General features: G+C 67.8%; 13 protein-coding genes. 7 read left to right on the forward strand and 6 right to left on the reverse strand.

What is annotated here, in order from left to right:
- Positions 1–98 precede the first annotated feature (98 nt).
- The 5 genes from ACI7YT_RS02135 to ACI7YT_RS02155 form a co-directional block, all read right to left on the reverse strand.
- Complete coding sequence (locus tag ACI7YT_RS02135; protein ID WP_406248722.1) at positions 99–1,622, reverse strand: alpha-N-arabinofuranosidase; 1,524 nt, start codon at positions 1,620–1,622, stop codon at positions 99–101.
- A 28-nt stretch (positions 1,623–1,650) separates the two neighbouring features.
- Positions 1,651–2,562 (reverse strand): carbohydrate ABC transporter permease, encoded by a 912-nt coding sequence (locus ACI7YT_RS02140; protein WP_406248724.1) that lies wholly within the window; start codon positions 2,560–2,562, stop codon positions 1,651–1,653.
- Positions 2,562–3,509, reverse strand: a complete 948-nt coding sequence (locus ACI7YT_RS02145; protein WP_406248726.1) for a carbohydrate ABC transporter permease — start codon at positions 3,507–3,509, stop codon at positions 2,562–2,564. The genes ACI7YT_RS02140 and ACI7YT_RS02145 overlap by 1 nt, the downstream gene beginning before the upstream one ends.
- Entirely contained in the window at positions 3,506–4,843 is a 1,338-nt protein-coding gene (locus ACI7YT_RS02150) for a substrate-binding domain-containing protein (protein ID WP_406248728.1), read from the reverse strand. The genes ACI7YT_RS02145 and ACI7YT_RS02150 overlap by 4 nt, the downstream gene beginning before the upstream one ends.
- A 103-nt stretch (positions 4,844–4,946) precedes the next feature.
- On the reverse strand, positions 4,947–5,993 hold the full coding sequence (locus ACI7YT_RS02155; protein ID WP_406248729.1) for a LacI family DNA-binding transcriptional regulator: 1,047 nt from the start codon (positions 5,991–5,993) through the stop codon (positions 4,947–4,949).
- 100 nt (positions 5,994–6,093) lie between these two features.
- Here ACI7YT_RS02155 and ACI7YT_RS02160 point away from each other — a divergent pair, with 100 nt between their 5' ends.
- A complete protein-coding gene (locus tag ACI7YT_RS02160; protein WP_406248731.1) occupies positions 6,094–8,289 on the forward strand; it encodes a family 43 glycosylhydrolase in 2,196 nt (731 codons plus the stop codon).
- A gap of 187 nt (positions 8,290–8,476) precedes the next feature.
- On the opposite strand, the gene ACI7YT_RS02165 is transcribed toward ACI7YT_RS02160, so the two are convergent.
- Entirely contained in the window at positions 8,477–10,030 is a 1,554-nt protein-coding gene (locus ACI7YT_RS02165) for a DUF222 domain-containing protein (RefSeq protein ID WP_406248732.1), read from the reverse strand.
- Positions 10,031–10,233: 203 nt separating this feature from the next.
- On the opposite strand from ACI7YT_RS02165, the gene ACI7YT_RS02170 reads away from it, so the two are divergent.
- The 6 genes from ACI7YT_RS02170 to ACI7YT_RS02195 all read left to right on the forward strand — a co-directional run bounded on the left by ACI7YT_RS02170 (position 10,234) and on the right by ACI7YT_RS02195 (position 17,770).
- Entirely contained in the window at positions 10,234–11,253 is a 1,020-nt protein-coding gene (locus tag ACI7YT_RS02170) for a LacI family DNA-binding transcriptional regulator (protein WP_406248734.1), read from the forward strand.
- Positions 11,253–12,794 (forward strand): sugar ABC transporter ATP-binding protein, encoded by a 1,542-nt coding sequence (locus ACI7YT_RS02175; protein ID WP_406248736.1) that lies wholly within the window; start codon positions 11,253–11,255, stop codon positions 12,792–12,794. Before ACI7YT_RS02170 ends, ACI7YT_RS02175 begins: the two co-directional genes overlap by 1 nt.
- Positions 12,795–12,964: 170 nt before the next feature.
- The gene (locus tag ACI7YT_RS02180; RefSeq protein WP_406248738.1) at positions 12,965–13,978 is read left to right on the forward strand and encodes a substrate-binding domain-containing protein; all 1,014 of its coding nucleotides are present in this window, start codon (positions 12,965–12,967) and stop codon (positions 13,976–13,978) included.
- Positions 13,979–14,061: 83 nt separating this feature from the next.
- On the forward strand, positions 14,062–15,669 hold the full coding sequence (locus tag ACI7YT_RS02185) for a sugar ABC transporter ATP-binding protein (RefSeq protein WP_406248739.1): 1,608 nt from the start codon (positions 14,062–14,064) through the stop codon (positions 15,667–15,669).
- Positions 15,666–16,736, forward strand: a complete 1,071-nt coding sequence (locus tag ACI7YT_RS02190; RefSeq protein WP_406248741.1) for an ABC transporter permease — start codon at positions 15,666–15,668, stop codon at positions 16,734–16,736. The genes ACI7YT_RS02185 and ACI7YT_RS02190 overlap by 4 nt, the downstream gene beginning before the upstream one ends.
- A complete protein-coding gene (locus ACI7YT_RS02195; RefSeq protein WP_406248743.1) occupies positions 16,733–17,770 on the forward strand; it encodes an ABC transporter permease in 1,038 nt (345 codons plus the stop codon). Before ACI7YT_RS02190 ends, ACI7YT_RS02195 begins: the two co-directional genes overlap by 4 nt.
- The last annotated feature ends 6 nt before the right edge of the window (positions 17,771–17,776 follow it).

The following is a 17,776-nucleotide window of genomic DNA, read 5'->3' on the forward strand; positions in this document are numbered from 1 at the left end:
TTCATACGACGAGCGGCGAGGTGAAGCCGCTCCGGTCGCAGTCTACGGTCGCGCAGCCCGCGCTCGCTCGCCGAACGAAGGGGGAGGGGAGGAAGGAGCTACGCGAGCTCGATCACCGACCAGGACACCGGCGGAAGCGTCGCGCGCACGACGCCGTCGACGACCTCGACGCCCGCGAGCGCCACCATGCCGACGCGGTCGGGGGCGGTCTCGAGGTTCGCCGTCAGGCGGTCGCCGCCGTCGGGGATCGTGAGGGTCTCGGCCGCGGCGACCCGCAGCTCGCCGAAGCCGCGCAGGTCGAGTGTGAGGTCGTTGGGCGATTCCAGCGAGCGGTTCGCGACGAACACCACGACCCGGCCGGTCTCCTCATCCCAGGTCGCCGCGGCGTCCACCGCGTCCACGTCGCCGTAGCGCTTGGTGCTGATCTGCGTCGCATTCACCGCGAGGCGCAGGACCCGGCCCTTGGCCAGGCGAGCCATGCGCTCGAAGGGCCAGAAGCTCGTCTGCCGCCAGGCCGGACCGCCCTCCTCAGAGCGGATCGGGGCGATGACGTTGACGAGCTGCGCCTGATTGGCGATCTTCACGCGGTCGCCGTGACGCAGCAGGCTGTTCAGCAGCGTGCCGACGACCACGGCATCCGTCACCGAGTAGGTGTCCTCGATCAGGCGGGGGTGCTGCTTCCAGCCAGCCGCCTCGATCTCGTCGGCCTCGACGCTGTTGTACTTGTGCTGGTCCCACACGTTCCACTCGTCGAACGAGATGTTCACCTGCTTCGTGTGCTTGCCCGCGGCCTTGACGGCGTCGATCGTGGCGATGACGCCGTCGATGAAGGCATCCATGTCGACGGCATCCGCCAGGAACGACTCCGTGTCGCCGTCGTGCTCCTGGTAGTACGCGTGCATCGAGATGTAGTCGACCTCGTCGTACGCGTGCGTGAGGACGGTGTGCTCCCAGCTGCCGAAGGTCGGCATCTGTCGGTTCGACGACCCCACCGTGACCAGTTCGATCGACGGATCGACGAGCTTCATCGCCTTGGCGGTCTCCTGCGCGAGCCGGCCGTACTCCTGGGCCGTCTTGCCGCCGATCTGCCACGGCCCGTCCAGCTCGTTGCCCAGGCACCAGAGCTTGATGTCGAACGGATCGGCGGCACCGTTGCGACGGCGCAGGTCCGACCAGTAGGTGCCGCCCGGGTGATTGGCGTACTCCACGAGCGCGCGGGCCTCGTCCATGCCGCGGGTGCCGAGGTTGACGGCCTCCATGACCTCGACCTCGGCCTCTCGGGCCCAGTCGACGAACTCGTGCAGGCCGAACGCGTTGGTCTCGATCGTGTGCCACGCGCCGTCCATGCGCACGGGGCGATCGGCAACGGGCCCGACGCCATCCTCCCAGTTGTACCCGGAGACGAAGTTCCCGCCCGGATACCGGATCACGGTCGGACCCATCTCTCGCACCAGGGCGAGGACATCGCGGCGGAAGCCGCGCTCGTCCGCCTGCGGATGCCCCGGCTCGTAGATGCCGGTGTACACGCAGCGTCCCATGTGCTCCACGAACGACCCGAAGAGCCTCCGGGGCACGTCGGCGATCGTGAAGTCGCGGTCGATGGTGATGCGGGCCTGACTCATTGCTCTCCTTGTGTGGATGGTGCGGGGACTACTGACCGCCGAAGCCGCTGGTCGCGACGCCCTTGACGATCTGCTTCTGGAAGATGATGAACACGATGATCAGCGGCAGGGCGGCGAGCACGGCCTGGGCCATGACCTGCGCGTACTGCACGCCGTAGGCGCTGATCACGGTCTGAAGACCGACCGGGAGCGTCATGAGCGTCGTGTCGTTGATGACGAGGAATGGCCACAGGAAGTTGTTCCAGGCGCCGATGAACACGAAGATCGCGACCGAGGCCAGGATCGGCCGCGACAGCGGCAGCACGATGGACCAGAAGATCCGGAACCGGCTCGCGCCGTCCACCCGAGCGGCGTCCTCGAGCTCGATCGGGATGGCGTCGAAGAACCGCTTCAGGATGAACACCATCGCCGGCGCCACGACCTGCGGCAGGATCAGACCCCAGTAGGTGTCGATCATGTTGAACGTGAGCATCTGGTAGAACAGCGGGATGATCAGCACCTGAGGCGGCACGACGATCGACGCGATGATCACGGCGAACAGCCACTTGCGCCCGGTGAAGTCCAGTCGCGAGAACGCGTACGCGGCCAGTGCCGAGATGGCGAGGGTGATCGCCGTCACCGCCACCGAGGTCCAGAGGCTGTTGAACGCCCAGATGTAGACGTTGCCCTGCGACAGGATCGCGGCGAACGCCTCTACGGTCGGCCCGGAGGCGCCGATCCAGGACGGGTCGCCCGATGCGGCATCCGTCTCGGTCTTGAAGGCGGTGGCGACCGCCCACAGGAACGGCAGCAGCCAGCCGATCGCCATGAGCAGCAGGACGATGAACGCCGTGACGCGCAGCGGACCGAAGGGCTTCTGGCCGGGGGCGTGCGAGTGACGCGCGCGGCGCGGCTTCGCGACCGTGATCGCCTCGGTCGGAGAGAGAGTTGCGGTGGACATCACTGCTCCTTCCGGCGGCGCACGACCAGGGCCTGGGCGACGCCGATGATGACGATGATTGCGAAGAACACGTAGGAGATGGCTGCCGAGTACCCGAATCGGTAGCTGACGAATCCGGCTTCGTAGATGTACTGCACGATCGATCGGGTGGTGTCGCTCGCGACACCGCCGAGCATCTGGTACGCCTGATCGAACAGCTTCAGGGATGCCAGGATCTGCAGGATCAGGATCAGCACGGTGGCCGGTCCCAGCTGCGGGAGCGTGATCGACCAGAATTGGCGCCACGCGCCTGCGCCGTCCAGAGACGCCGCCTCGTACTGCTGCGGCGGGATGTTCTGCATCGCGGCCAGGTAGAGCAGGAAGTTGAACCCGACCGTCCACCACACCGTCGCGATGACGATCGACAGCATGTTGGTGTCGGGGTTCTGCAGCCACGCGATCGGCTCGAGGCCGAGGGACGTGAGGATGTTGTTGGCCGCACCGATCTGGGGGTTGAAGATCCAGACCCAGATCTGGGAGATGACGGTCGATGCCAGCAGGTACGGCATGAAGAACGACAGCCGCCACAGCCACTGACCGGGCAGCCCGCGGTCGACCAGCGCCGCCATGATGAGAGCGATCAGTACGAGCGGGACCGTGGACAGCAGTGTGAACCAGACGGTGTTCCACAGCGATTGCCACATGACGGGGTCGGTGAGCGCCTCGGCGTAGTTCGCGAAGCCGACCAGCGATCCGCCGGCACCCGTCAGCGACTGGTCTGTGAAGCTCAGGTAGATGCCGTGGACGATGGGCCAGATGAGGAACAGCAGGAATGCGACGAGGAACGGCGCGAGGAACGCCCAGCTGATGAGCTGCTCGCGCTTCACGGGGCCGGACTGGCGACCGCGGTGATCGGCGGCCTTGCCGGTCACGATCACGCGCGTGGACGAGGAGGCGGTGGTGGTCATGACTTCCACGTCCCTTCCGGGTCGGCCGGGTTCGGCTGAGCGAGCATGGTGTTCACGCGCGACTCGAAGCGGTCGATGGCAGCGCCGGGGTCGTCGCCGGAGAGGAGCACTCCCTGCACGGCGGCGCCGAACTCGCCCTGGAAGTTCGATCCGGAACCGGTGAACCAGGCGATCGGGTCGTACACGACGTGCTGGGCGGCCTCGGCGTAGTGGGCCTGCGGGATGAGGTCGTCGTACTCCGGCGACTCGGTGACCGGCAGGAACGCCGGGATGTGACCGGCCTCCGCCCATCCGAACGAGCCCTTGAGCATGTCGGCGACGAACTGGTACGTCAGGTCGCGCTTGACGGGGTCGGCGTTGGTCTGGTGCGGGAGGACGAACGAGTGCGAATCCGCGTATACCGCCTGCTGCCCGTATAGCGCTGGGATCATCGTGGCGTCGAACGGGATGCCGGCGTTCTGCATGGTGCGCAGCTCCCACACACCGGTCATGAACATGCCGCTCTTGCCTGAGGCGAACTCGGCGACCGCGGTGCCGTAGTCGGCTTGCGTGTTCGCGATCTCGCCGTCGAGCAGGGTCTGCATGAAGGTGAGGACCTCCACCGCGGCATCCTTGTCGATCACGGCCTTGCCGCCGACCGGCAGTTCGATCTCGAGACCGTGCTGCGCGTACAGGCCGTAGAACAGGCGCCACATCTGGGCCCCATCGCCGAGATATCCGTATGACAGGGCGTGCTCGCCGGACGACCCGGCGATCTCGCGGAGCTGGTCGAGGTACTCCTCCGGCGAGCTGGTCTCGGTGAGCGAGCCGTCCGACTCGAGCACGCCGGCCGCGTCGCAGATGTCGGTGTTGAACATCAGGACAAATGGGTGCGCGTCGAGGGCGATGCTGTACATCCCCTCGCCCACGAAGCCCTTCTCCCAGATCGGCTTCGGGAACGTGGAGCTGTCCACGCCCAGCTCGGCCAGCTTGTCGAGGTCCCAGGTGTCCAGGAGTCCACCTGGCGCCCAGCCGACCGTGCGGGTGGCATGCATGATCGCGACATCCGGTGCGCGTCCGCCGGCACCCGCCATGGCGAGCTTCGTGTAGTACGGCGTTCCCCACGCGAGAACCGTCGGCCGGATCGCGTACGCGCTCTGGGCCTGGTTCACCCCGTCGAGCAACGACGTCATCGTGACGCCGTCACCACCGGACAGGAGATGCCAGAACTGGAGGGTCTGGGTCGTGGAACCCGGGGTCGTTCCGGGGGCGCAGCCAGCGAGCAGCATGCTGCCGGCGGCCACCGATGCGGCAGCGAGGAACTGCCTTCGAGACAGGTCGAGCGGGGGCGTCATCGTCACTCCTTCGTGACAGTCGTCTTGCTTCGGTTGGATCGGGTGACTCATCATTACATCGTGGTAATCAGGTGCGCAAGCGCTTGACGGAACTGGGTGCTGCTCAGGCGGTGTAGCCGCGCGGCGCAGCCGCTGTGCTCGTGCGGTCGAGCAGCCGATGCGGCATCGTGCGGGCCTGCAACGGCGCGATCGGCTCGTCGATCCGCGTCAGCAGCAGTTCGAGCGCGGCTTCCGCGAATGTCTGCCGGTCGAACCCGATCGTCGTGAGCGAAGGAGACGTGAACTGCGAGAACTCGACGTCGTCGAAGCCCGTGACGATGACGTCGCCCGGGACGTCGATGCCGTGGTCGTGCAGCGCGTGCAAGGCGCCGGCGGCCATCGAATCCGTGAAGGCGATCACGGCATCGAATGCGATTCCGCGGCCGAGCAGCTCCTTCATCCCCTCGGCCCCTGCGGCCATCGACCACGGCAGCCGATTCACTTCGTATGCGCGATCGATGGGCAGACCCGCTTCGCGCAGGGCGTCATGGACGCCCTCGAGGCGGAGCCTGCTCGTGGCCGTGGCGACCTCGCCGCGTTCGTCTGCGCCGATCACGGTGATCCGGCGTGCACCGCGCGCGATCACGTGTCTCGTCACGTCGGCTGCTGCCAGGCGGCTGTCGATGAGCACCTGGTCGGCGCGGTGCTGCTCGACCTCGCCGATCACGACGATCGGCGGAAGCCGGTCGGCATAGCGGATGACGCTGTCCTCCAGGCGGATCGGATTCAGGATCAGCCCGTCGACGAGATGGGCGCGGGCGCGGGAGAGCAGCTCCTTCTCGCGGTCGGGCTCGCGTGCCGTCTCCTCGATCTGCACGGCCAGCCCGCGCTCGTGGGCGGCCTCGACGATCCGGTGGACGAGCTCGGCCGAGTACGCCGTCGCGAGATCGGGGAGGGCGAGTGCGATGATTCCCGAGCGTCCCTGACGCAGCCCGCGGGCGCTGAGGTTCGGGACGAAGTCGAGCTCTGCCATGGCGGCCTCGACGCGCGCCCTGGTTTCCTCCCGGACGGCGATCGTGCCCGTCACGACGTTCGAAACGGTCTTGGGCGAGACGCCTGCGAGCGCGGCGACGTCCTTCATCGTCGCGCGAGTCGGCGTCGTCGCTGTCATGCGGGCCAGCCTAACGCGGGGGAGGCCTGTCGCAAGTACAACGTTGTAGAGTGGTCGGGCCCTCGGCACACATCGCCGTTCCGGAGCAGGAGGAATCCATATGACCGCTAACGCCGATCGTCTCGCCCAGCAGTTCGTGATCCCGCCGGTCGTCGCCTCCGGCACCAGCCTGCCCCAGGCGCCGGTCGGCGCCGCGGTCGCCGTCATCGAGGTCGTCGGAGACGGCGTCAGCGTGGAGGCCGGCGTCATCCGCCTCGTCGGCTCCGCGGCTGTCACCGCGCAGATCGATGTCGTCGTCACCGACGCGGCCTCCGGTTCGGGCATCGTCCGGCGCTTCGCCGTGACCGTTCTTCCTGCCTCGGCATCCGTCGATCTGCTCGCCTACAGCCGGACGCCCACTTCGGCGAACGAGGCGAACAACGCCGACGTCGCGCTGAGCATGCATCTCGCGCTCGCCGGCACCGACGGCTGGGCGCCGCTGAACGACAACTACGGCATCTTCTTCCCGAAGACGTCGGAGCCCGTGCCCGCGAACGGCCCGTCCGAGTCGCTCATCCGCAGCCTCCGCGACCCGCACCTGTTCGCGCTGCCCGATGGCGGGTACGGCATCGTCGCGACCCGCGTCGCCCGCGGCGGCGCGTCCGACGGCACGCAGGCTTCGCAGGTGCTGTTCGCCCGTACGGACGACCTGCTGTCGTACACCGAGGTCGGGATGCTGGACCTCGGCGTCACGGACGGCGTGAACGACCCGGCATCCGTGTGGGATTCCGCCGCTCAGCGCTACGTCGTCAGCTGGACGAACGACTCCGGCGTCAGCAACTACACGACCTTCGCCGATCTGGCGGACGAGAGCACCCGCGGCGACGTGCGCCGCGGGAGGATCGCGGCCGCCGCGGGTGCGTCGGCAGAAGGCGTCGCCGACTACGCCACCGGCAACGCGCTGCCGATCCCGACGGAGACGGCCGAGAAGCTGGAGGTGCGCTTCGGCCCGATCTCGAACACCAGCGCGAAGGCGCTCGACGGCGTGACGGTGGCGCAGGGCGCGGAGGTCTCGGCATCCGATCTACCGGAGCGCGTCGGACTCGGTTACAGCGACGGATCCGAGGCGACGCGAGCGATCGCGTGGAACGCGGACGAGCTCGCGGCCGTCGACACGTCGGTGCCGGGCGAGTACACCGTCACCGGAACCGTCAAGCAGCCCGAGTACCCGACCCCGTTCGCGGACGAACGCGCAGACCCCTCGGTGTTCCGCTATGAGGCGAACGGACGGGTCCGGTTCCTCATGATCGCGACCGAGGACCTCAACCTCAACCCGGTCGACCCGGCCAACGGGCCGCACATGCCGATCCGCATCGCCGATACGATCGACGACCTCTCGGATGATGCGATCGCCGCCGGCCGCAACGTCGAGATCGACCTGCTCGAGGCTGGCGATTTGGATGCCGCGGGCAACGCCATGACCGGATGCTTCTGGGCGCCCGAGTTCCACGTGATCGACGGCAAGCTGTCGATCCTGTTCATGCCCTGCTACGACGGCGACAGCGGTCGACCGGACATGTGGACGGGCCGCGCCAGCATCATCCAGCTGCAGCAGGATGCCGCGGGCAACGACCTCGACCCGGCTGTCCCGGCGAACTGGTCCAAGGCCGAGCCGGTGGTGCGCGCGGATGGCAGCATCCTCAACCCGGTCCAGCAGATCTCGCTCGATATGACGTTCTTCCAGGACTCCGGGAAGTCCTATTACGCGTGGCAGATGCTCGGTGCGATCTACCTCGCCGAGGTCGACCCTGCGCAGCCGACCCGTCTGACGACGGAGCCGGTGCGGGTCCTCGCCCCCGAGTACGCGTGGGACAACACCATCGCCGAGGGCCCGAACGTGCTCGAGCGCGACGGCACGCTCTACCTGCTGTACTCCGGATCGACCGTGGGCGACACGTACACGACGGGGCTCGCGACGGCCACGGCGGGTGCGGGCGCGGACCTCGCCGACCCGGCATCCTGGACCAAGCTGAACTATCCGGTGCAGAAGTCCGGCATGTTCAACGGCGAGTGGCAACTGGGCACCGGCCACGGCATGTGGTCGTCCGACGAGGACGGCAACCTGCTGTACGTCTTCCACGCGCGCACGGACCACAACGGGCTGACCGGACGCGACATGTTCGTGCGTCGGGTGCACTTCTCGGCCGACGGGATGCCGGTGCTCGACCAGGAATCCGCCGAGGAGGTGGCGCCCGAGAACCGGGCTGTGACGGTGACGGTGACGGTCGCGTCGAAGCCGGCGTTCTCGTCGACGTGACTGTGACTGTGGCTGCGACGGCCGCGATCAACGGCGAGCAGGTCGAGGCCCGGCGGAAGGCCGCCGCCGAAGCGGCCAGCTGCGGCTGAGTCCGGTTCCTCTCCTGCTCGTCGAGTGACGAGCGCGCAGCGAGGCGTCGAGAACGTGCTTCGTCTACCCCCTCGCTCGACGAGCGAGGGAGGGCACGTTATCCGCCGACCCATTGGGGGAGGAGGGGGCGTGGGGTGCGCCATTTTTGTTGGGGGTCCCACCAGGAGGGGCCTTGGATTTGGGGTTTGCCGTCTTGGATGCGGATGTGCCAGCCGGAGTGGTCGATGGTGCGGTGGTGCCAGTAGCAGAGGGGGACGCCGTTGCTGGTGCTGGTGGGGCCGCCGTGGGAGTGTTCGATGACGTGGTGGATTTCGCACCAGGTGGCGGGGACGTGGCAGCCGGGGATAAGGCATTCTTTGTCGCGCAGGATGATGGCGCGGCGTTGGTAGGCGTTGAAGATGCGGTCGGTGGTGGTGATGCCGATGATGCGGCCTTCGTCGATCAGGACGCGTTGGATCATGGCATGGCAGGCGAGGTGGGCGGCGACGGAGGTGGAGACGGGGGTGTCGACGCCGGCGATGTGCGCCCATCCGGTGCCGGTGGCGTAGTCTTTGGCGTCGATCTGGACGACGAGGGTGGGTGCGGCGCCGCCGAGGGTGGGCATGTCGTGGTGGCGGGCGGCGATGCCGAGGGCTGTGGCGAGGGCGTCGTGTTGTTTCTGGGGCCTTGTGCGGGTGTCGATCACGTTGCGGGGGTCGGTGTTGAACGGGTCCTCCGCCGATCCGCACCCGGCCAACAAGCCATCATCCGCTTCGTCGCGCACGACCGCACTGCCGCTGCCTGCGCGGTCGTTGCCGCTGGCGCTTCCGGTGCTGTCGGTGAACGCGACGCCCAAGTCCGCCGGTCCCGCCGTTCTGGGGTTGGTCTGGGCGTCGATGATGAGTTTCAGTTGCGCGAACACTTCGGGCAGCAGGGCCCCGCGGATCGGGTAGACGCCGTCGCGGAGCCGCCCGAACGTCAGAGACCGGTTCAGCGCGGCCTGCGCCTCGGACGGTGCCCGCCCGTCCGGGTCCAGATACGTGGCGATCAGCTGCGCGTACTGCCGCAGGTCATCCGGCGTCGCCGCCGGCCCCGCCTCCGCCGTGTCCGCCGAGTCGGTTGCGTCATCCGCGTCCCCGAGACCCGCGCCGTCGATCCCGCGCGCACAGTCCGCCAGCGCGGCATCGGCCCGCAGCTGGTCCTGCCCGCTGATCCGCCCCCGTGTGCGGTCGATGGGGTCGATCGCGGCGAGCAGTCCGGCGATCCCGACCACCCCGTCCAGCATCGCCTCCCGCAACCCGGGCCATTGTGCCGGCAACCGGGCGCCGGTGGTGATCTCCACATCCCGGTGCACCGCACCGGCGGCCTTCACCACCCTCGAGGCCCCTGCCGCGTCCACCCGCAGCACACGCTGGAGGAGTTCGTTCATGTTCCGGCACCCGAACACCGCCGGAAAGGTCGGCACCCCCGACCCCGCCGGGCGGGTGTCGACGGTCGCGCACGTCTCGACGACCAGAGCGTCCAGGCGACGTTGCGCCTCACCCGTGCGCCGCAGAACCTTCAGCTTCTCGGCATCCGACATGCCATCCAGCCCGGTCGAGCGCACCGCGGACTCGATCGTGCGATCGAGGTCGGAAACGACCCGATCGAGAACCGCCGAGGTGCTGTTCATAACTACTATTGAACACCTGGCCACCGACATTCGAACCTCGAAAATCTCTTCTGTGGACAAGTGGCGAAGGGAGCAGCGGCGGCATCGGTCGCAGCCTCTCGCCTATTGGACTCCGACGCAAGGTCCTGCCCGAGCGCCCATCGATTGCGCCTCCGGTGCTGTTCTCGGTAACATCTCGGGAGGCGAGGCCGACGGAGGTGCGCATGGCGAACGTCGGCTCGGACAAGCCCAATATCCGCCAGGTCGCGGTGATCGCGGGCGTGTCCCACATGACCGTGTCGCGGGTGCTCAACGATCACCCGAACATCAAGCCAGACACCCGCAGGCGCGTGCTCGAGGCGATCGAGGAGCTTGACTACCGCCCCAACCTCGTCGCCAGAGCGCTGGCCACTCAGCGCACGCGCCGCATCGGCGTGATCATCGAGAGTCCGGTCGCGTTCGGCCCCACCAGCATCCTGCGCGCAGTCGAACTCGCCGCCCGCACCGCGGACTACTCCGTCACGGCCGTCGCGCTTCATGAGGACGAAGCGCTCTCACCGCAGGATGCCGTCGACAACCTGGTCACCCAGGGTGTCGACGCGCTGTGCGTGATCGCCCCTCGGTCGTCGTCCGTTGCTGCACTGCGGAGGATCTCGCTGAGCGTCCCGATGCTCGTCGTGAAGGCGGACGCCGATCCGACCTTCCTCACGGTCTCGATCGATCAGCATGCCGGCACCACGCTCGTGGTGGATCACCTCGTCGCCCTCGGGCATCGCGACATCCTGCACATCGCCGGCCCGCTGGACTGGCTGGACGCACGCGCCAGGGAGCGCGCGTTCCACACCAGGGCGAAGTCGTGGGGCATCCGCGAGCGTCCGATCGTGGTCGGCGACTGGACGGCCGACTTCGCGTACGACTTCGCGATGGGGCTGAATCGGCTGCCGGACTACACCGCGGTCTTCGTCGCCAACGACGACATGGCGATCGGTCTCATCCACGGCCTGCACGACAAGGGCTTCGAGGTGCCGAAGGATCTCAGCATCGTCGGGTTCGATGATGTGCCGCTCGCGCGGCACTTCATCCCGCCGCTCACGACAGTCCGCCAGGACTTCCACGCGCTCGGCGGCGCCGTGGTCGAGATGCTGCGTGCGGCCATCGAGGAGCGCGAGATCCCGACACTGACCCGCATCCCGACCGAGCTCGTGCCGCGGGCGTCGTCGGCCGCGCCGCGGGAGGAGCGGTGATGGCTCAGGATGCCGAGCCGCTGGTCGAACTCGCAGGCATCACGGTCGACTTCCCCGGCGTGCGCGCGCTCGACGACGTCGACTTCCGCCTGTTCCCCGGCGAGGTGCACGCCCTGATGGGCGAGAACGGTGCGGGCAAGTCCACGCTCATCGCCGTGCTCACGGGAACGTGCGAGCCCGTGACGGGTACGGTCACGGTCGCCGGTGAGGAGCGCCGCTTCTCCGGCGTCGCCGACGCCAGAGCCGCCGGCATCGCGACCGTGTTCCAGGAGACGCAGCTGGCTCCGAACCTCAGCGTCGGAGAGAACGTGATGCTCGGGCGCGAGCGTCGCGGCGTGTTCGGCATCGACTGGCGCCGCACCCACGCGGATGCCGCGGACGCCCTCGCCAGGCTCGGGCTCGAGGACCTCGACCCCAGGACGCCGCTGTCCACGCTCTCACCGGCGCAGAAGCAACTGGTCGCCCTCGCGCGGGCCGTCGTCGATGACCCGCGCGTCCTGGTGCTCGACGAGCCCACATCGAGTCTCGATCAGGCCGAGGTCGCCACCCTGATGCGCGTGATCCGAGGGCTGCGCGCGAGGGGAGTGGCGATCCTCTTCGTCTCGCATTTCCTCGAGCAGGCATTCGCGATCAGCGACCGGATGACAGTCCTGCGCGGCGGCAGGTGGATCGGCGAGCACGCGACCCGCGACCTCGAGCGCGCCGACCTGATCTCGCAGATGCTCGGCAAGGACATCGAGAGCCTGCGTGCTCTGAAATCCGAGCGCAAGGGCCACCACTACGCGTCGGACGGGACACCCGCGCTGCAGGCGACCGAGCTCGGCCGTCGCGGCGAGATGGACAGGACAGATGTCGAGCTGCAGCGCGGCGAGATCATCGGTCTCGCCGGCTTGCGCGGCTCCGGCCGCACCGAGCTGGCATCGCTGCTGAGCGGATCGGCGCGCGCGGACAGCGGCGAGATCTGGGTGGACGGTGCGCGAGTCGATCTGCGCAGCCCGTCCGCGGCGTTGAAGCACCGGATCGCGATGACGACCGAGAACCGCCGCACGCAGGGGATCATCGCCGAACTCACTGCGCGCGAGAACATCGTGCTCTCGATCCAGGCGCTGCGCGGCTGGTCGCGTCCTCTTTCGCCCTCCGAAGCGGCGGCGCTGATCGATACCTACGTGGAAGCGCTGCACCTGGACCCCGCCGACCTCGACCGGCCGGCGCAGCTGCTTTCCGGCGGCACTCAGCAGAAGGTACTGCTGGCGCGTGCGCTCGCCGTCCGCCCGCACGTGCTCATCCTGGACGAGCCGACGCGCGGCATCGACATCGCGGCGAAGATCGACATCCAGCGTCGGATCGCGCAGCTCGCGGGCGACGGCGTCGCCGTCGTGTTCATCTCGTCCGAGCTGGAGGAAGTCGTGCGCCTCAGTGACCGGATCATCGTGCTGAAGGACCGGGAGAAGATCGGCGAACTCGCCAACGGTCCCGGCGTCACGGTCGACACGGTGGTGGAGATGATCGCGGCCGATCGCGGCGCGATCGACGAGCTGTGACCGGTAACGGCGAACAATCCGGTTGAAAAGTCACGGTTTGAGCACCTTGTTGTGTTCCACAGAATGTTCCCGGTAACATCACGGACAGGACGCCCTCAGGCGTCCTGCAATCACGCAGGGGACCACGTCGGTCCGGCCGGGGCAATCTCGGCGTCTCAAGGAGGAGAAACATGTCCGCGAAGAAGCGCATTCGCACCGTACTCGGCCTGGCCGCCGCAGGCGCCCTGGTGTTCGGCCTGGCCGCCTGCTCGACCGGCGACGACGGCGGCAGCGGCGATGGCTCGACCGGCGAGACCGGCTCCGGCGAGCTGACCACCGTCGGTTTCGTCGCCGTCGGCCCCGAGGGTGCATGGCGCGAGGCCAACGAGCAGAACATCCAGGACACCTTCACGGAGGATGCCGGATACGAACTCAAGTACGCACCCGCCACCAACCTCGACCAGAAGTCGCAGATCGACGCGTTCACGTCGTTCGTCGACGAGGGCGTCGACGTCATCCTGCTCTCCGCCACCGAGGCATCCGGCTGGGAGGACTCGCTCAAGCGAGCACAGGAGGCGGAGATTCCCGTCATCCTGCTCGACCGCGGCATCGAGCCCGACGACGACAGCCTGTACGTCACCCGCATCGCGCCCGACAACGTGGAGGTCGCCAAGGAGGTCGGCGCCTGGGCTGCCACCACCTTCCCCGACGGCGGCAACTACGTCGTGCTCGAGGGGCCGGCCGGCGTCGGCGTGGTCAACGAGCGCAATGAGGGCTTCGAAGAGGGCCTCGCCGACTCCTCGCTCGCGCTCGTCGACGCGCAGACCGCCAACTGGTCGGCCGAAGAGGGCAAGAGCGTCTTCGAGACCATGCTGAAGGCCAACAGCAACGACATCCAGTTCGTGTTCGCCCAGAACGACGAGATGGGCCTCGGGGCGGCGCAGGCCGCCGAGGAAGCCGGTCTCGTGATCGGCACCGACGTCAAGATCGCCACGATCGACGGCACCAAGAACGCCATGCAGGCGCTCGCGGACGGTCAGCTCAGCTACGTGCACGAGTACAACCCGCTGTTCGGCGAGACCGCCCTCGAGGTCGTCGAGAAGACGCTCGCCGGCGAGGAGGTCGAGTCGTACATCGTCGTGCCGAGCGAGGCGTTCGACTCCGCAGAGGCCGCTCAGGCCGTCCTCGCGGACCGCAAGTACTGATCGCTCACGATCGCACTGACTGCCGGGGTGGCGCAGCGACCTGCGCCGCCCCGGCATCCCATCTTCGAAACTGAGAGTCAGCGATGAACGAAGAACTGCCCATCGTCGAGATGCGCGGGATCTCGATCGAGTTCCCCGGGGTGAAAGCCCTCGACGGCGTCGACTTCCGTCTGTTCCAGGGCGAGGTGCACGCTCTCATGGGAGAGAACGGCGCCGGCAAGTCGACCCTGATCAAAGCGCTCACCGGTGTCTACCGGATCGACTCCGGGTCGATCGTCGTCGCCGGTGCGGAGCGCAGCTTCGCCGGTACGTCGGACGCTCAGGATGCCGGGATCTCCACGGTCTATCAGGAGGTCAACCTCGCCCCGAACCTGTCGATCGGCGAGAACGTGATGCTCGGACACGAGGTCCGCGGTCCGCTCGGCATCAACTGGCGCGCGACCCATCGTGCCGCGACCGACGCGCTCGCCCGACTCGGGCTGGAGCATCTCGATACGCACAAGCCGCTGTCGACGCTGTCGATCGCCGTCCAGCAGCTCGTCGCGATCAGCCGCGCCATGGCGATCAAGGCCAAGGTGCTGATCCTGGACGAACCCACCTCGAGTCTCGACGCCGCCGAGGTCGAAGGCCTCTTCACGGTCATGCGCACACTGCGCGACCAGGGCGTCGCCATCCTCTTCGTCTCGCACTTCCTCGACCAGATCTATGCGATCAGCGACCGTCTGACGGTGCTGCGCAACGGTCAGTACCAGGGCGAGTTCCTCACGCGCGATCTCGACCGCCACGCACTCATCTCCACGATGATCGGCAAGGACCTCGATTCGCTGAAATCCCTCGGCGGCAACCGGCGCACCGCACCGCGTGACACCGACGAGCAGCCGGTGCTGTCGGCATCCGGCATCGCCCGCCGCGGGTCCGTCGAGGCGACCGATCTCGACATCCGTCCGGGCGAGGTCGTCGGCTTCGCGGGTCTCCTCGGCTCAGGACGCACCGAACTCGCTCGTCTGCTCTACGGCGCCGACCGCCCCGATGCCGGGTCGATCTCGGTGAACGGGGTCGAGACGGACCTGAAGTCCCCTTCCGACGGGCTGGCCAAGCGCATCGCGTTCTCGACCGAGAACCGTCGCGATGAGGGCATCATCGGCGATCTCACCGTCCGAGAGAACATCATCCTCGCGGTGCAAGCCGAACGCGGCTGGGCCAAGCCCATGCCGCGCAAGGAGCAGGACGCGATCGTCGAGAAGTACATCACCGAGCTCAACGTGCGCCCTGCCGACCCCGATCGCATGATCAAGAACCTCTCCGGCGGCAACCAGCAGAAGGTCCTGCTCGGACGCTGGCTGGCGACGAAGCCCGACCTGCTGATCCTCGACGAACCCACGCGGGGCATCGACGTCGGCGCGAAAGCCGAGATCCAGGAGGCCGTCGCCGAACTCGCCGAGGACGGTGTCGCGGTCGTGTTCATCTCGTCCGAGCTGGAAGAGGTCGTCCGGCTGTCGGAGCGGATCGTCGTGCTCAAGGACCACCGCAAGATCGGCGAGATCCAGAACGGCCCGGACGTGACCGCACAGGAGATCGTCGACGTGATCGCCGCGCACGGCACCGAAGCCGCCGCCGAGACACTCGAGGAGACGGAGGGCGCGGCACCCGATACGATCGCGCACACCGCAGACAAGGAGGAAGCGCGATGACCGCCGCATCCGGCACGTCGTTCTGGCGTGAGCTGATCCACAAGCCGTTCTTCTGGGGGATCGTCGCGATCGTCGCCCTTCTCGCGCTGAACCTGATCAAGGACCCGACCTACCTCGCGATGTCGGTGAACCCGAACAACGGCCACCTCGTCGGCAACGTGATCGACATCCTGCGACAGGCGGCGCCGATCATGATGATCGCGATCGGCATGTCCCTCGTGATCGCGACTGGCGGCATCGATCTCTCGGTCGGCTCGCTGATGGCCGTCGCCGGTGCGGTGTCGATGGAGTTCCTGAGCGCGGCCGACGGCTCCGTCGGCGCCGCGTTCGCCGCGGTGGGGCTCGCGCTGCTCATCACCGGCATCCTCGGCGCGCTCAACGGCGTGCTGGTGGCCTATGTCGGACTGCAGCCGTTCATCGCGACGCTCGTGCTGATGCTCGCCGGCCGCGGAATCGCGAAGGTGATCACGGGCGGGCAGAACACGACGGCATCGAACGACGCTTTCCGCTGGATCTCGAACGGCTACGTCCTCGGCATCCCGGTCGTTTTCATCCTCGCGGTGCTGATCGTGCTCCTGGTCGGCTGGGTCGTGCGGCGCAGCGCCCTCGGGCTCATGATCGAGGCGATCGGCATCAACCCGAAGGCCAGCCGGATGGCGGGCATCAAGCCGAAGGGCCTGCTGCTGACGACCTACATCCTCAGCGGCATCCTCGCCGGCATCGCCGGAATCATGGCGGTCGGCAGCGTCATGACCGTCGACATCTCACGGACGGGTTACCAGCTGGAGCTCGACGCGATCCTGGCCGTCGTCATCGGCGGCGCATCGCTCGCCGGCGGCAAGTTCTCGCTCAGTGGCGCCTTCGTCGGCGCCCTGCTGATCGCGACGCTCGACAAGACCGTGCTGTACCTCGGCGTCTCCTCGTCCGCCACACCGGCGTTCAAGGCGATCGTGATCGTCGTGCTGTGCCTGCTGCAGTCCGAGCGGGTGCGCAACTGGTTCCGCGGACGGAAGACGGCGGTGCCGACACCGCCCGCCGCCCCGGCGAAAGAGGAGGTGGCGGCATGACCGCCCTCACGGTGACCGAGACCCGGTCCGAGTCCCCGACGTTCGCTGGTCGCATCGGCCGTGCCGTGAAAGCGAACCCGTCGGTGCTGCCGACGATCGCCTCGGTCGTCATCTTCGTCGGCATGGTCGTGTACGGCGAGATCGCCTACGGGCGCATCGTGCAGGCCAGCACCCTGTCGAACCTTCTGATCAACAACGCGCACCTCATCGTGCTCGCCGTCGCTCTCACGTTCGTCATCATCACCGGCGGCATCGACCTCTCGGTCGGTGCGATCATCGCGGTCTCCTCGGTGGCCGGCGTCATGCTGGCCAATGCCGGATGGAACGCGTTCGCCGTCGTCATCACGATGATCCTCATCGGATCGGCGTTCGGCCTCGTCTCCGGCATCCTGATCCGATACTTCAACGTGCAGCCGTTCATCGCGACGCTGGCGATGATGTTCCTCGGCCGAGGACTCGCCTCGCTGCTCAGCACGAAGGCCGAGCGACTCGGTGAGGAGTCGCCGATCCGCTGGCTGGGACAGCAGCTGAAGATCATCGACGGCCCGAAGGTGAACGACCTCGTGATCACGCCGGCGGTCATCATCGCCGTGGTGGTCGTCGCGGTGGCGTTCTTCATCCTGCACCGGACGCGCACCGGTCGCACGGTGTACGCGATCGGCGGCTCGGAGAGCTCCGCATTGCTCATGGGCCTCCCGGTCAACCGCACCAAGGTGCTCGTGTACGTGATCAGCGGGACGCTCGCCGGCCTCGCCGCCGTGCTCTACACGGCCCGGATCGGCACCGCGCAGAACATCACCGGCATCGGCTGGGAACTCGATGCGATCGCCGCCGCCGTAATCGGCGGCACCGTGCTCACCGGTGGGTACGGGTACGTGCTCGGCTCCGTCATCGGCGCGCTCGTGCTGGGGCTCATGAACGTGCTGATCACGCGCGACGGCGGCATCCCGCCGGAGATGACGACGATCATCACCGGCGGCATCCTGCTCGTGTTCGTGCTGCTGCAGCGAGCGGTGACGCGCAAGAAGGAGTAGCGGGCG

Source organism: Microbacterium sp. M, assembly GCF_045181065.1.
Lineage (GTDB): Bacteria > Actinomycetota > Actinomycetes > Actinomycetales > Microbacteriaceae > Microbacterium.

Bases quoted from the DNA above. Each gene is read 5' to 3' on its own strand.
- ACI7YT_RS02135 (WP_406248722.1), bottom strand. From the start codon at position 1,622: ATGAGTCAGGCCCGCATCACCATCGACCGCGACTTCACGATCGCCGAC.
- ACI7YT_RS02140 (WP_406248724.1), bottom strand. From the start codon at position 2,562: ATGTCCACCGCAACTCTCTCTCCGACCGAGGCGATCACGGTCGCGAAG.
- ACI7YT_RS02145 (WP_406248726.1), bottom strand. From the start codon at position 3,509: ATGACCACCACCGCCTCCTCGTCCACGCGCGTGATCGTGACCGGCAAG.
- ACI7YT_RS02150 (WP_406248728.1), bottom strand. From the start codon at position 4,843: ATGACGCCCCCGCTCGACCTGTCTCGAAGGCAGTTCCTCGCTGCCGCA.
- ACI7YT_RS02155 (WP_406248729.1), bottom strand. From the start codon at position 5,993: ATGACAGCGACGACGCCGACTCGCGCGACGATGAAGGACGTCGCCGCG.
- ACI7YT_RS02160 (WP_406248731.1), top strand. From the start codon at position 6,094: ATGACCGCTAACGCCGATCGTCTCGCCCAGCAGTTCGTGATCCCGCCG.
- ACI7YT_RS02165 (WP_406248732.1), bottom strand. From the start codon at position 10,030: ATGAACAGCACCTCGGCGGTTCTCGATCGGGTCGTTTCCGACCTCGAT.
- ACI7YT_RS02170 (WP_406248734.1), top strand. From the start codon at position 10,234: ATGGCGAACGTCGGCTCGGACAAGCCCAATATCCGCCAGGTCGCGGTG.
- ACI7YT_RS02175 (WP_406248736.1), top strand. From the start codon at position 11,253: ATGGCTCAGGATGCCGAGCCGCTGGTCGAACTCGCAGGCATCACGGTC.
- ACI7YT_RS02180 (WP_406248738.1), top strand. From the start codon at position 12,965: ATGTCCGCGAAGAAGCGCATTCGCACCGTACTCGGCCTGGCCGCCGCA.
- ACI7YT_RS02185 (WP_406248739.1), top strand. From the start codon at position 14,062: ATGAACGAAGAACTGCCCATCGTCGAGATGCGCGGGATCTCGATCGAG.
- ACI7YT_RS02190 (WP_406248741.1), top strand. From the start codon at position 15,666: ATGACCGCCGCATCCGGCACGTCGTTCTGGCGTGAGCTGATCCACAAG.
- ACI7YT_RS02195 (WP_406248743.1), top strand. From the start codon at position 16,733: ATGACCGCCCTCACGGTGACCGAGACCCGGTCCGAGTCCCCGACGTTC.